Source organism: Aeromonas sp. FDAARGOS 1415, assembly GCF_019048365.1.
In the GTDB taxonomy this organism is placed as follows: Bacteria; Pseudomonadota; Gammaproteobacteria; order Enterobacterales; family Aeromonadaceae; genus Aeromonas; species Aeromonas taiwanensis.
The window spans coordinates 3,236,418-3,249,960 of sequence record NZ_CP077363.1 but is presented as its reverse complement, the minus strand read 5'-3'; the positions used below and the strand labels follow the sequence as shown (position 1 = coordinate 3,249,960).

General features: G+C 60.3%; 10 protein-coding genes. 3 read left to right on the top strand and 7 right to left on the bottom strand.

All coding sequences use genetic code 11. The features are described 5' to 3' along the window. Nucleotides 1–97: 97 nt before the first annotated feature. From I6L45_RS15275 to I6L45_RS15265, 3 genes are read left to right on the top strand one after another with little or no spacing between them, the layout of a single operon-like run. Nucleotides 98–1,192: a putative 2-aminoethylphosphonate ABC transporter ATP-binding protein gene (locus I6L45_RS15275; RefSeq protein WP_216982526.1), complete on the top strand. Its 1,095-nt coding sequence runs from the start codon at nt 98–100 to the stop codon at nt 1,190–1,192. Beyond that, a complete protein-coding gene (locus I6L45_RS15270; protein ID WP_216982525.1) occupies nt 1,189–2,925 on the top strand; it encodes a putative 2-aminoethylphosphonate ABC transporter permease subunit in 1,737 nt (578 codons plus the stop codon). The genes I6L45_RS15275 and I6L45_RS15270 overlap by 4 nt, the downstream gene beginning before the upstream one ends. 18 nt (nt 2,926–2,943) lie before the next feature. Continuing rightward, nucleotides 2,944–4,350, top strand: a complete 1,407-nt coding sequence (locus I6L45_RS15265) for an FAD-dependent oxidoreductase (protein WP_216982524.1) — start codon at nt 2,944–2,946, stop codon at nt 4,348–4,350. 116 nt (nt 4,351–4,466) lie between these two features. On the opposite strand, the gene I6L45_RS15260 is transcribed toward I6L45_RS15265, so the two are convergent. The 7 genes from I6L45_RS15260 to I6L45_RS15230 all read right to left on the bottom strand — a co-directional run bounded on the left by I6L45_RS15260 (nt 4,467) and on the right by I6L45_RS15230 (nt 13,526). Next, on the bottom strand, nt 4,467–4,922 hold the full coding sequence (locus I6L45_RS15260) for a YcgN family cysteine cluster protein (RefSeq protein ID WP_045524731.1): 456 nt from the start codon (nt 4,920–4,922) through the stop codon (nt 4,467–4,469). Nucleotides 4,923–5,200: 278 nt separating this feature from the next. Then, the gene (locus I6L45_RS15255; RefSeq protein WP_216982523.1) at nt 5,201–6,268 is read right to left on the bottom strand and encodes a hypothetical protein; all 1,068 of its coding nucleotides are present in this window, start codon (nt 6,266–6,268) and stop codon (nt 5,201–5,203) included. A gap of 184 nt (nt 6,269–6,452) precedes the next feature. After that, nucleotides 6,453–7,325, bottom strand: coding sequence for a succinate--CoA ligase subunit alpha (gene sucD, locus I6L45_RS15250; protein ID WP_005300222.1), 873 nt, complete (start codon nt 7,323–7,325; stop codon nt 6,453–6,455). Then, nucleotides 7,325–8,491 carry an ADP-forming succinate--CoA ligase subunit beta gene (gene sucC, locus I6L45_RS15245; protein WP_043761071.1) on the bottom strand — a complete coding sequence of 389 codons (1,167 nt, stop codon included), beginning with the start codon at nt 8,489–8,491 and terminating at the stop codon, nt 7,325–7,327. The genes sucD and sucC overlap by 1 nt, the downstream gene beginning before the upstream one ends. Nucleotides 8,492–8,595: 104 nt before the next feature. Continuing rightward, nucleotides 8,596–9,789: a 2-oxoglutarate dehydrogenase complex dihydrolipoyllysine-residue succinyltransferase gene (gene odhB, locus I6L45_RS15240; protein ID WP_134697330.1), complete on the bottom strand. Its 1,194-nt coding sequence runs from the start codon at nt 9,787–9,789 to the stop codon at nt 8,596–8,598. Nucleotides 9,790–9,879: 90 nt separating this feature from the next. Beyond that, the gene (gene sucA / locus I6L45_RS15235; RefSeq protein WP_216982522.1) at nt 9,880–12,690 is read right to left on the bottom strand and encodes a 2-oxoglutarate dehydrogenase E1 component; all 2,811 of its coding nucleotides are present in this window, start codon (nt 12,688–12,690) and stop codon (nt 9,880–9,882) included. Between the two features lie 119 nt (nt 12,691–12,809). Continuing rightward, nucleotides 12,810–13,526 (bottom strand): succinate dehydrogenase iron-sulfur subunit, encoded by a 717-nt coding sequence (locus I6L45_RS15230; RefSeq protein ID WP_043761077.1) that lies wholly within the window; start codon nt 13,524–13,526, stop codon nt 12,810–12,812. Between the last annotated feature and the right edge of the window lie 17 nt (nt 13,527–13,543).

The window sequence follows — 13,543 nt, the reverse complement described above, 5'->3', positions numbered from 1 at the left end:
TGTCATCTGACTGTCATCAAGCCGTCATCCCCCGATCACCTGACCGTCACACTTCACCCGCAAACTGGTATATACCAAATCAGTAGCGAGTCGCACCATGACCCAGCCCTATCTGGACATCCAACACCTCAACAAGCAGTTCGGCGCTTTTCAGGCCCTCAAGGGGATCTCCCTGACCATTGAGCCGGGAGAGTTTATCTGTTTTCTCGGCCCCTCCGGCTGCGGCAAGACCACCCTGCTCAGAGCCATCGCCGGGCTGGATCTGCCGGACAGCGGCGAGATCTGGCAAGGGGGGCGCAATATCTCCCAACTGCCGCCCCAGCAGCGCGATTTTGGCATCGTGTTCCAGTCCTACGCCCTCTTCCCCAACCTGACGGTGGCCCAGAACATCGCCTTCGGCCTCGAGAATCAGAGGCTGGCGCGGGATCTCATCAAGGAGCGGGTCGATCACTGGCTCGCTCTGGTGGGTCTCACGGCCCAGTCCCACAAGTACCCGAGCCAGATCTCCGGCGGCCAGCAGCAGCGGGTGGCGCTGGCCCGCGCGCTCGCCCTCTCCCCCGGTCTGTTGTTGCTGGACGAACCCCTCAGCGCGCTGGATGCGCTGGTGCGCACCCACCTTCGCAGCGAGATCCGCGCCCTGCAGCAGCGCCTTGGCATCACCACCATCATGGTGACCCACGATCAGGAAGAGGCGCTGACCATGGCCGACCGCATCGTGGTGATGGAGGGCGGTCGCATCGTCCAGGTGGGCACCCCGCAGGAGATCTACCACAGGCCTTCGAGCCGCTTCGTGGCAAGCTTTGTCGGCACCATGGACTTCCTCGAGACCCTGGTGCTGAGCCCCACCCAGGTGCGCCTCAATGAACACCCCCTGCCGCTCGCCAACCAGGCCAACCCTGGCAGCAAATTGCAGGTGGCGATCCGCCCCGAGGCGATCACTCTGGGTACGCCGAGCGAGCCCTGTCTTGGGCAACATGGCGTTGAAGCAACCATCGATCAGGTGGAGTTTCTCGGCGCCGCCCAGCGCCTTATCTGCATCGCCGACACCTATCTGGGCCCGCAGCAAATTCTGGTGGAGCGCCCCACCCACGAGCTGCCCAAACACGAGCAGGGTGGCTGGCGCAGCGGCATGCGCTGCTCCCTGCATTGGCCCGTCGCGGCGATGCAACTGTTTGAAGGAGAGCGCCCATGACTGCCCCCCTTGCGACCTCCTCCCTGTTGCCGCCAACGACAACCCGGCAAGACGCCCGCTGGCAGCGCCTCTGTTTCGGCTGGAGCCGGGATCAGCTGCTGCAACTGATCCTGCTGGTGCTCGGCATCGCCCTGCTGGTAGGGGGCCTCTTGCTGCCCCTGCTCACCATGCTGCAAAAGAGCCTGCAGGATGAGAACGGGCTCTGGGTGGGGCTTGCCAACTTCAGCGCCTACTTCGACTCCCCTCATCTGGGGCGTACCATCGGCAACACCCTCTGGCTCGGGGTGCTGATCACCGCGCTGGTGGTGACCATCGCCTTCGGCTACGCCTACGCCCTCACCCGTACCTGCATGCCGGGCAAGCCCCTGTTTCGCCTCATCGGCCTTATTCCGCTCCTTATGCCCTCCCTGCTGCCCGCCATCAGTCTGGTCTACTGGTTCGGCAATCAGGGAGTTGCCAAGGGGCTGCTCGGCGGCGAGAGCATCTACGGCCCCATCGGCATCGTCATTGGTCTGGGCTTCTGGTGCTTCCCCCACGCCCTGATGATCCTTATCACGGCGCTCGGTCAGAGCGATGCCCGCCTCTATGAAGCCTCCCGGGTGCTGGGCAGCAGCGGCTGGCGCACCTTTGTCACCGTCACCTTGCCCACCGCCCGTTATGGCCTTTTAAGCGCCGCCATCGCGGTCTTCACCCTCACCATCTGCGACTTCGGAGTGGCCAAGGTGATTGGCGGCCAGTACAGCGTGCTGGCCACCGACATCTACCGGCAGGTGATCGGGATGCAGAACTTCTCGCTGGGCGCCGTTGCCAGCGTCACCCTGCTGCTACCGGCACTGTTGAGCTTTGCCCTGGAGCACAGGGTGCGCAGCAAGATGCAGGAGCAGAGCAGCACCAAGGCGGTGCCCTATCAGCCCAAACCCCATCGGCTGCGGGATCTGCTGGCGCTCGGCTGGTGCACACTCTGGGCCCTGCTGTTTCTGGCGCTGGTGGGGATGGCGGTTTACGGCTCCCTGGTGCAGTTCTGGCCCTACAACCTCGGGCTGACGCTGGATCACTACGCCTTTGACAGCAACAGCGTCTATGGCTGGCAGCCCTTTACCAACACCTTGCAACTGGGCCTCTATACCGCGCTTATCGGCACCGCGCTGGTGATGGTGCTGGCCTGGGCACAGGAGAAGGGGCTCCACTTTGCGCCGCTGCGCCAATTGCTACATCTGCTTGCCATGCTGTCGCTGGCGGTGCCCGGCATGGTGCTGGGGCTGGGTTACATCTTCTTTTTCAACGGCAATCCGCTCTTTGGCACTCTCTATGGCACTCTGCCGCTGATGGTGCTCTCCTGCATCATCCACTACTACACCGTGGGTCATATGACCGCGCTGACCAGCCTCAAGCAATTGCCCAAGGAGCTGGAGCTGGTGGCCATCTCATTGCGAATCCCGCTCTGGAAGGCATTCTGGCGGGTCACCCTGCCCGCCTCCCTGCCCGCACTGCTGGAGATCTTCATCTATCTGTTCGTCAACGCCATGACCACCACCTCGGCGGTGATCTTCCTCTATTCCAGCGACAGCGTGCTCGCCTCCATCGCCGTGCTCAATATGGAGGATTCTGGCGATACCGCTGCAGCCGCCGCCATGGCCACCCTGATCCTGCTGGCCGCCGCCACCGTCAAGCTGGCTCAGCTTTTCCTTAGCCGCGCCCTGTTGGCCCGCACCCAGCGCTGGCGCCACCCATAACCATTTCGAGGAGTCACCATGTCCATTCTCCCCTTCTGGCTGGCCGAGGCCCTGGCCGCCGAACAGCCCGCGCCACCCACGCCCCTCGTCGGCCACCACGAGGCCGATGTCTGTATCGTCGGCGGCGGCTTTACCGGGCTGTGGAGCGCCATCGCCCTTAAACAGGCCGAGCCACAATTGCGCATCATGGTGCTGGAAAAAGATCGCTGCGGCAGCGGCGCCTCCGGGCGCAACGGCGGCTGCCTGCTCACCTGGTCGGCCAAATACCTGACCTTAAAGCGTCTCTTTGGCGAAGATCAGGCCGCCTGGCTGGTACAAAGATCCGAGCAGGCGGTACACGAGATCGCCCGCTTCTGCGAAACGCACCACATAGAGGCAGAGCTGAGGGTCGAGGGCACCTGTTACACCGCCACCAGCGAGGCCCAGCGCGGCCTGATGGAGCCGGTATTGCAGGAACTCAAGCGAGCCGGTCTTAACCAGTGGCAGGCTATTGAAGAGGGTGAACTGGCGAGCCAGAGCGGCTCCCACGTCCATCTGGAAGGGCTCTACAGCCCCCACGCGGGCTCGGTGCAACCGGCGCTCTTGGTGCGTGGCCTGATGCGGGTGGCGCGGGAGCTGGGGATCGAGGTCTATGAAGGCTCGCCGATGCAGCGCCTTGAGGCGGGTCAGCCTGCGCGGGTGCAAACACCACAAGGTGAGGTGCGTGCCCGCAAGGTGGTGCTGGCGCTTAACAGCGCCATGGTGCAGCACTTTCGCGAGTTTCGCCGCAGTATCGTGCTGGTCTCCTCCGACATGGTGATAACCGACCCGGCGCCACAGGCGCTTGCCGCCCAGCAGCTTGCGCACGGCCGCACCGTGGTGGATGGCCGCACCTTTGTCCACTACTACCGCTCCACCCCACAAGGGCGGCTGATGCTCGGCAAGGGGGGTAACACCTTCGCCTTTGCCAACCGCCATCTGGCCGAGTTTGATGCACCGAGCCGTTATCTTGCCCCCCTCACCCGCACCCTGCGCCGCTTCTTTCCGGCGCTCAAGGATGTGCCCATCGCCGCCAGCTGGTGCGGTGCCTCCGACCGCTCGGTGGATGGCCTTCCCTTCTTCGGCCACTGGCGAGGGCAGCCCAACGTTGTCTATGGCCTCGGCTACTCCGGCAACGGGGTGGCCCAGAGCTGGATGGGTGGCCAAATTCTGGCGGCCTTGGTGCGCGATGAAGTGCGGGAGGAGGACAAGCCGTGGCGCGAATGCGCCCTGGTGAGCGGCCCGCGCGGCTACTTTCCGCACGAGCCATTTCGCTGGCTGGGGGCCATGGTGGTGCGCAACGCTATCCGGCGCAAGGAGCGGGCGGAAGATGAAAACCGCCCGGTGGCCTGGTATGACAAACAACTGGCCAAACTCGCCGATGCGGCGGGCAAGGCGGATAAATAGGCGCCTTCGCAGCGCTTAGGGAAAAGCCAGAAAGCCGAAGGGGCAGGAGAGTGATGACTCCCCTGCCCCTTCGCAGTTGATACGGCTCGCGGCTGGCCCGATAGACGGGTCTGACGTTAGCTGGCCCAGGTGATGATATGGTCGGCCCAGTCGCCGGCATGTACCTCATGGATCACCTTGCCGCGCACCGACTGACCCGCCTGATGCATGGCGGAGCGACTGCCGGTGATCAGCGGATGCCATTCGGGCAGGGTCTGCCCCTCCGCCAGCAGGCGATAGGCGCAGGTGGAGGGCAGCCAGTTGAACTCGGCAATCTTGTCGTGGGTGATCTGCAGGCAGTCCGGCTCTTTCTTGAAGCGGTTGCCGTAATCGGAGCACTGGCAGGTCTTGGTATTGAGCAGGTTGCAGGCGACATTGGTGAACACCAACTCCTCAGTGTCCTCGTCAATGAGCTTGTTCAGGCAGCACTTGCCGCAGCCGTCGCACAGGGACTCCCACTCGGCCGTGGTCATCTGTTGCAGGCTCTTCACCTGCCAAAAGGGGGCGGTCTGCACGGGTTCACTCTGCTGCATAAAAGTTGGCTCACTCAACACACTGACAAGCGCGTGGTTATACGCCCTATGGCCCGATTTTTCAAGGTTGGTGGCTGTCTACGATAAGCGTTTGGCTTCGCATGCTCAGCACCAACCGACAACGCCTATAGGTTGTGGCTGGACTTGCGAAGCCCAACATACGAGATGATTTGACATACGCGGACAATGATCATAGGTGCCCCTCTCGACAGAGATCTCTCAAACCAAATTAATGTTTACACTACAGTCAAAAGGTGGTTCCCCAGATTTCCTACAACCTAGGATTTAATCGATTTTATGAAGTTTCCTATTTGTTCAACTCCATCAAACGTAGACGGCAGGTTTCCATCCTCGGTCACTATTCCAGAGAATATAATTCGTTCAAATTTATCCAACACATCGGCATCTTGGCTCTTTATCTTGCTAGCGTACTCAGAATAACTTTGAATAAACCTGCATAATGTTTTTCTAAGGTCTATTTGCAATAATTGTGACTTAACTGATTTGTAGTTAAAAAGAAGCACTCTAAAATAATAAATGGAAATTGCGACTAAAGAAAGTGTTGGAAAAATAGACGCTAACAAACCATCTCTGATGGCAGATATATTGTCGATGCTTCTGTAAATTACCAAAAACTCTGTAATGATTGGTAAGAAAATTATCACAGACAACAATTTCAACCAGAATAAAATCCCATCTCGCTCACTTTTCTTTTCATTTGCTAGATCATCAAAACCTTGATACAGACCAACAAAATTAAATCCATTCTCATATCTAGATAGAGATGCCTCTATTGCTTTTACTCTACCTTCCCTCTCATTTAAATCATGCTCCCATTCTTCTTTCAATTTTTTGGCTTTCGCTGCAACAGTCTCGAAATTCTTTAGCGTTTCGATTTCATCACTGTTTGCGACCTCTTTAAAAATACTGATAGGTAGGTCACGAATAGCGAATTCAATCTGTTCCCTTGCCATATCCTCAAATAAATTTACATTATCAAAAACGAAGCGCTTAGCAACTTCGAACTCCATTGAAAGATCATTTTTGTTTGAAAGGTACAACTCAAAAAGAAATCGAAAGCACATCGAGCAAATATCATCTAACCTATCTTTTGTCAGCTCTTTCTCATCAGCAAGCCTACTAATAAATTGATCTCCTATCCATTGTATATTTATCTGACAGAATGTATTCCATTCATCAGGTCTTTTCTCCATAGCATTCACAACTAAACGTATAAGACTATTCCTCTGTTTCTCGAAGTCGTTCGAAGGAATTAAGCTATCAATTTTGCTCTTAAACTTAGCAAGTACAGTTTTACTCTGATTTGTATCAAATAATTCCATCATAAATATTGCCGCCCACGAAATATTAAAAAATTATCATTTAGCCAACCGCTATCCTACGCAGGGATTTATTCAAGATCTAGCGGTAAATAGAAAAACTATTTTCAATATGCCAATCATCATATTCCATCCATAAAAAAGCCGCCCATTGGGCGGCTTTTTATCAGAGATAACGGGCTGAAAGGACTTACCAACCGGTTACTTCACGCAGGGCTTTGCCGATATCGGCCAAGGAGCGCACGGTTTTCACGCCAGCATCTTCCAGGGCGGCAAATTTCTCGGCCGCGGTGCCTTTGCCACCGGCGATGATGGCGCCCGCATGACCCATACGCTTGCCAGCCGGGGCGGTGACGCCCGCGATGTAGGAGACCACCGGCTTGGTGACGTGGGCCTTGATGTAGGCCGCTGCGTCTTCCTCGGCGTTGCCGCCGATCTCGCCGATCATCACGATGGCTTCGGTCTGCGGGTCGTTCTGGAACATCTCCAGGATGTCGATGAAGTTGGAGCCCGGGATGGGGTCGCCACCGATACCGACGCAGGTGGACTGGCCGAAGCCCTCGTCCGTGGTCTGCTTGACCGCTTCATAGGTCAGGGTGCCGGAGCGGGAGACGATGCCCACCTTGCCCGGCTTGTGGATGTGGCCGGGCATGATGCCGATCTTGCACTCACCCGGGGTGATGACGCCCGGGCAGTTGGGGCCGATCATGCGCACGCCGGTTTCCTGCAGCTTCACCTTGACGTCCAGCATGTCCAGGGTCGGGATGCCTTCGGTGATGGTGACGATGAGCTTGATGCCGGCATCGATGGCTTCCAGGATGGCGTCCTTGCAGAACGGGGCCGGCACATAGATGACGGAGGCGGTGGCGCCGGTGGCTTCCACGGCGTCACGGACGGTGTTGAACACCGGCAGACCCAGGTGAGTGGTGCCGCCCTTGCCCGGGGAGACGCCGCCGACCATCTGGGTACCGTAAGCAATCGCCTGTTCGGAGTGGAAGGTACCCTGACCGCCGGTAAAGCCCTGGCAGATCACCTTGGTGTCTTTGTTGATCAGAACGCTCATTATTTGGCCTCCGCTGCTTTTACCACTTGCTGAGCTGCGTCAGTCAGACTCGTTGCGGCGATGATATTGAGGCCGCTGTCGGCCAGTTTACGGGCACCCAGTTCGGCATTGTTGCCTTCCAGACGCACCACCACGGGCACTTTCACCCCGACTTCCTTCACGGCACCGATGATGCCTTCCGCGATCATGTCGCAGCGCACGATGCCACCGAAGATGTTGACCAGCACGGCTTGTACCTTGCTGTCGGACAGGATGATCTTGAAGGCCTCGGTCACGCGCTCCTTGGTGGCGCCGCCGCCGACGTCCAGGAAGTTGGCAGGGGAACCACCGTGCAGGTTGACGATGTCCATGGTACCCATGGCCAGGCCCGCGCCGTTGACCATGCAGCCGATGTTGCCGTCGAGGGCCACGTAGTTCAGCTCCCACTGGGCGGCGTGCGCTTCGCGGGGGTCATCCTGGGACGGGTCGTGCATCTCGCGCAGCTTCGGCTGGCGATACAGGGCATTGGCGTCGATGTTGATCTTGCCGTCGAGGCAGTGCAGGTTGCCCTTGTCGGTGATGACCAGGGGATTGATCTCCAGCAGGGCGAAGTCGCAGTCCAGGAACATCTGACCCAGGCCCATGAAGATCTTGGTGAACTGCTTGATCTGATCGCCGACCAGACCCAGCTTGAAGGCCAGCTCGCGCGCCTGGTAAGGCTGCGGGCCCACCAGCGGATCGATGGCGGCCTTGTGAATGAGTTCCGGGGTTTCGTGGGCGACCTTCTCGATCTCCACGCCACCTTCGGTGGAGGCCATGAAGACCACGCGGCGAGAGCCACGGTCCACGACGGCGCCCAGGTAGAGCTCCTTGGCGATGTCGGTGCAGGATTCCACCAGGATCTTGGTGACAGGCTGACCGTTGGCGTCAGTCTGGTAGGTTACCAGGTTCTTGCCGAGCCACTGCTGGGCAAAGGCGCGGATCTCGTCCTTGCTCTTGGCCAGCTTGACGCCGCCCGCCTTGCCACGGCCACCGGCGTGGACCTGGCACTTGACGACCCAGGTGTTGCCGCCAATCTTGTCGGCCGCTTCGGCCGCTTCCTGCGGAGTGGCGCAGGCATAACCTTCGGAGACCGGCAGGCCATACTCGGCAAACAGCTGTTTTGCCTGATATTCATGCAGATTCATAGATGCTCTATCCGTGTTGTAGGTATTTCCGTCCGGGGCTCGTGTTTCTCAATCCCCTGTGAATGGGGGCCTGGGCGGCCCCTCGTTATCTTTCAGTCAGTCGCTCAGACATCCAGCAGCAGACGGGTCGGGTCTTCCAGCAGCTCCTTGACGGAGACCAGGAATCCCACGGACTCGCGGCCGTCGATGATGCGGTGATCGTAGGAAAGCGCCAGGTACATCATCGGCAGGATCTCGACCTTGCCGTCGACGGCCATGGGGCGGTCCTGGATCTTGTGCATGCCCAGAATGGCGCTCTGGGGCGGGTTGATGATGGGGGTGGACATCAGGGAGCCGAACACACCACCGTTGGTGATGGTGAAGTTGCCACCGGTCAGTTCGTCCACGGTCAGCTTGCCGTCACGGCCCTTGCCGGCCAGATCCTTGATGGCCTTCTCGATGTCCGCCAGGCTCATGCTGTCGCAGTCGCGCAGGACCGGGGTCACCAGACCACGGGGGGTGGAGACGGCGATGCTGACGTCGAAGTAGTTGTGATAGACGATGTCGTCACCGTCCAGCGCCGCGTTCACTTCCGGGTAGCGCTTGAGGGATTCGACAACGGCCTTCACGTAGAAGGACATGAAGCCGAGCTTGATGCCGTGCTTCTTCTCGAAGATCTCGCCGTACTGCTTGCGCAGCTTCATGATGGGCGCCATGTTGATCTCGTTGAAGGTAGTCAGCATGGCGGTGGTGTTCTTGGCCTCCAGCAGACGCTCGGCGATGCGCTTGCGCAGACGGGTCATGGGCACGCGCTTGTCGGTGCGACCGGCCAGGGTCGCCACGGGCGCGGCAGCCACAGGGGCGGCGGCAGCCGGCGCAGCCACGGGGGCCTTGCCCAGGTTCTTGATGAAGGCATCCACGTCTTCCTTGGTGACGCGACCACCCTTGCCGGTGCCGGTCAGCTTGGCGACGTCGATGTCGTGCTCGGCCACCAGGCGGCGCACGGAGGGGCTCAGGCCCTCGGTCGCGTCATCGGCAACGACCTCTGCCGGCTTCTCGCTGGTCGCTTCACCGGCCACCGGAGCCGGCTTGAGCATGGCGATCAGCTGACGGGAGAGCACGGTGGCCCCTTCGCTTTGCAGGATATCGCCAAGCACGCCGGCTTCCGGCGCCGGCACTTCCAGCACGACTTTATCGGTTTCGATGTCAACCAGTACTTCGTCACGGGCAACCAGATCACCCGGTTTCTTGTGCCAGGTCGCGATGGTGGCGTCCGCCACGGATTCCGGCAGGTCCGGTACCTTGATCTCGATAGTCATGTAATCAGTTCCTTGTTACTTCTTGGCCAGCGGGCTGGTTCCAGGTCAGAGAGGGCCCGCCATCCGGCGCCCCTCTCATCCACAACTCGTTTATTCCAGGGTAAGCGCGTCTTCCACCAGGGCTTTTTGCTGCTTGGTGTGGACGGACATGTAACCGACGGCGGGTGAGGCCGAGGCCGGACGGCCGGCATAACGCAGGCGGGCATGGCTCGGCAGCACGCTGTCATAGTGATGACGGGTGCTGTACCAGGCGCCCTGGTTCTGCGGCTCTTCCTGACACCAGACGAAGTCGGTGACGTGGGCATAGTCGGCCAGGATGGCGCGCACTTCCTCTTCCGGGAAGGGGTAGAGCTGCTCGATCCGCACCAGGGCCACGTCCTGCTGCTCCGCCTTGCGACGGGCATCGAGCAGGTCGTAGTAGACCTTGCCGGAGCAGAAGACCACGCGCTTCACGCCCTTCGGATCCAGCGCATCGATCTCGCCGATGGCGTTCTGGAAGGTGCCTTCCGCCAGCTCTTCGAGCTTGCTCACCGCCAGCGGGTGGCGCAGCAGGGACTTGGGCGTCATCACGATGAGCGGACGGCGCATCGGACGCACCACCTGACGGCGCAGCATGTGGAACACCTGGGCCGGAGTGGAGGGCACGCACACCTGCATGTTGTGCTGGGCGCACATCTGCAGATAACGCTCCAGACGGGCGGAGGAGTGCTCCGGACCCTGCCCCTCGTAACCGTGAGGCAGCAGCATGGTCAGGCCGCACATCCGGCCCCACTTCTGCTCGCCGGAGGAGAGGAACTGGTCGACCACGACCTGGGCACAGTTGGCGAAGTCGCCGAACTGGGCTTCCCAGATGGTGAGGCCGGCAGGCTCCGCGGTGGCGTAGCCGTATTCAAACGCCAGCACCGCGTTCTCGGTCAGCACGGAGTCGTAGACTTCAAACGGACCTTGCTCGTCGTGCAGGTTGCACAGCGGGGTGTAGGTGCTGGCATCGCTCTGGTTGTGCAGCACGGCGTGGCGGTGGAAGAAGGTGCCACGGCCGGAGTCTTCCCCGGTGAAGCGGATGCGGGAGCCCTTGTCCACCAGGGTGGCGTAGGCCAGGGTCTCGGCAAAGCCCCAGTCCACCAGCTTCTCGCCGGCGGCCATCAGGCGGCGGTCTTCGTAGATCTTCTCGACCTGGCGCTGCAGCACGTGGGTAGCCGGGTACTGGCTCACCCGCTCGCCCAGGGCCTTCAGGTGATCCATCGGCACTGTGCTGTCATAGGGCATGGCCCAGTCGTGGCCCAGATACGGAGTCCAGTCGACGGAGTGCAGCTCCATCGGGCGCCACTCCTTGCTCACGCGCTCGCCCCGATCCAGGGTGTCGCGGTAGTCGTTGACCAGGGTGGTGGCCAGCTCCGGCGTGATGGTGCCTTCGGCGATCAGCTGATCGGCGTAGATCTTGCGCGGGGTCGGGTGCTGCTTGATCTTCTGGTACATCAGCGGCTGGGTGGCGCTCGGCTCGTCGGCCTCGTTGTGGCCGTGACGACGGTAGCAGACCAGTTCGATCACCACGTCGCGCTTGAAGGTGTTGCGGTAATCCAGGGCAATCTGGGTCACCAGCACCACGGCTTCCGGGTCGTCCCCGTTGACGTGCAGCACGGGCGCCTGCACCGCCTTGGCGATGTCGGTGCAATATTCGGTGGAGCGCAGGTCACGGATGTAGGAGGTGGTGAAACCGACCTGGTTGTTGATGACGATGCGCACCGTCCCTCCCACGCCATAGGCACGGGTCTGGGACATGTTGAAGGTCTCGGCAACGACCCCTTGCCCCGCGATGGCGGAGTCACCGTGGATGGTGATGGGCAGGACGCTGGAGCCGTCCTTGTCGCCACGACGATCCATACGGGCACGCACGGAGCCGATGACCACGGGGTTGACGATCTCGAGGTGAGACGGGTTGAAGGCGAGCGCCAGGTGGACGTTGCCACCCGGGGTGGCGAAGTCGGAGGAGAAGCCCATGTGGTACTTCACGTCACCCGTGCCCCAGGACTCGCCGTGCTTGCCGGCAAACTCGTCGAACAGATCCTGGGCGCGTTTGCCCAGCACGTTGATGAGCACGTTCAGGCGACCGCGGTGGGCCATCCCGATGACGGCCTCCTTGCAGCCCTGCTCACCGGCGCGACGGATCAACTCCTTGAGCATGGGCACCATGGCATCGCCCCCTTCCAGGGAGAAACGCTTGGCCCCCGGGAACTTGGCACCCAGGTATTTTTCCAGCCCTTCCGCAGCGGTCAGGCTCTCGAGGAAGCGGGTCTTCTCTTCGAGGCTGTAGGTCCCCTTCCCTTCGATGGATTCGAGCCTGTCTTGCAGCCAGCGCTTCTCCTCGGTGGAGGTGAGATGCATGTAGTCAGCGCCTATGCTGCTGCAGTAGGTCTTCTTCAGGGAGGTGTAGAGATCGGAGAGCACCATGGTCTCGCGACCGATGGCATAGGAGCCCACGTTGAAGGTGGCCTCCATGTCGGCCCCCTGCAGATTGTGAAACGCGGGGTCGAGCTCGGCGACCGGTTCACGCTGCCACAGGCCCAGAGGGTCGAGGTTGGCATTCTGGTGGCCACGGAAGCGGAAGGCGTTGATCAGTTGCAGTACGCGAACCTGCTTGGCATCCACCTGGGGATCGGAAACGGGGGCGCTGTAACGGGAGGGGTCCTTGGCCAGGCGGCGGAAATAGTCGCGAACCTGGGAATGGGGTTGTTCTACTGCATGTCCATTGACCTGGGGCAGCGACTGGAACAGATTGCGCCATTCGTCGGCCACGGACTCGGGGTTTTCCAGGAAGGATTCGTACAAATCCTCAATGTAGCTTGCATTCGCACCAGCCAGGTGAGATGACTCCAACCAGGCCTTCATCACGCCGTTATGCATTTCTATCCCTTTGTACATCTTGTTCGCTGCAGTGCAGCTTGTAGGGTCATAGCCATCCCACCAGAGACGGGATGGCTATCCAGAGGTCGGGCCCGGCGCGAGGCGTCCTGGCCCTGATACTAAACAGCCCGGTTGAGCAGCATCGACTTGATCTGGCCGATGGCCTTGGTCGGGTTCAAGCCCTTGGGACAGACGTTCACGCAGTTCATGATGCCGTGGCAACGGAACACGCTGAAGGCGTCGTCCAGGTTACCCAGGCGTTCGGCAGCCGCGGTGTCGCGGCTGTCCGCCAGCCAGCGGTAAGCGGCGAGCAGCCCGGCCGGGCCGATGAACTTGTCCGGGTTCCACCAGAAGGAGGGGCAAGAGGTGGAGCAGCAGGCACAGAGTATGCACTCGTACAGGCCATCCAGCTTGGCGCGCTCTTCGGGGGATTGCAGGTGCTCACGCACGGGCGGCAGTTTTTCCTCGTTGATGAGGAAGGGTTTGACCTTCTCCCACTGGGTGTAGAACTGGGTCATGTCGATCACCAGATCCCGGATCACCGGCAGACCGGGCAAGGGTCGAATGACGACCTTGCTGCCCTTCTTCAAGAGATCGGAGAGCGGGGTGATGCAGGCCAGACCGTTCTTGCCATTCATGTTGAGACCGTCGGATCCACAGACCCCTTCGCGGCAGGAGCGGCGGAAGGCAAGCGTGGGATCCAGCTCCTTGAGCTGGATCAGTGCGTCGAGCACCATCATGTCGGAACCTTCAGGAATATCAAGACGATAATCCTTCATATACGGGACGTTATCAACGTCCGGATTGTATCTGTAGACAGAGAATGTGACGTTCATTGTGCTTGGCTCCGCAA

Bases quoted from the DNA above. Each gene is read 5' to 3' on its own strand.
- I6L45_RS15275 (WP_216982526.1), top strand. From the start codon at position 98: ATGACCCAGCCCTATCTGGACATCCAACACCTCAACAAGCAGTTCGGC.
- I6L45_RS15270 (WP_216982525.1), top strand. From the start codon at position 1,189: ATGACTGCCCCCCTTGCGACCTCCTCCCTGTTGCCGCCAACGACAACC.
- I6L45_RS15265 (WP_216982524.1), top strand. From the start codon at position 2,944: ATGTCCATTCTCCCCTTCTGGCTGGCCGAGGCCCTGGCCGCCGAACAG.
- I6L45_RS15260 (WP_045524731.1), bottom strand. From the start codon at position 4,922: ATGCAGCAGAGTGAACCCGTGCAGACCGCCCCCTTTTGGCAGGTGAAG.
- I6L45_RS15255 (WP_216982523.1), bottom strand. From the start codon at position 6,268: ATGATGGAATTATTTGATACAAATCAGAGTAAAACTGTACTTGCTAAG.
- sucD (WP_005300222.1), bottom strand. From the start codon at position 7,325: ATGAGCGTTCTGATCAACAAAGACACCAAGGTGATCTGCCAGGGCTTT.
- sucC (WP_043761071.1), bottom strand. From the start codon at position 8,491: ATGAATCTGCATGAATATCAGGCAAAACAGCTGTTTGCCGAGTATGGC.
- odhB (WP_134697330.1), bottom strand. From the start codon at position 9,789: ATGACTATCGAGATCAAGGTACCGGACCTGCCGGAATCCGTGGCGGAC.
- sucA (WP_216982522.1), bottom strand. From the start codon at position 12,690: ATGCATAACGGCGTGATGAAGGCCTGGTTGGAGTCATCTCACCTGGCT.
- I6L45_RS15230 (WP_043761077.1), bottom strand. From the start codon at position 13,526: ATGAACGTCACATTCTCTGTCTACAGATACAATCCGGACGTTGATAAC.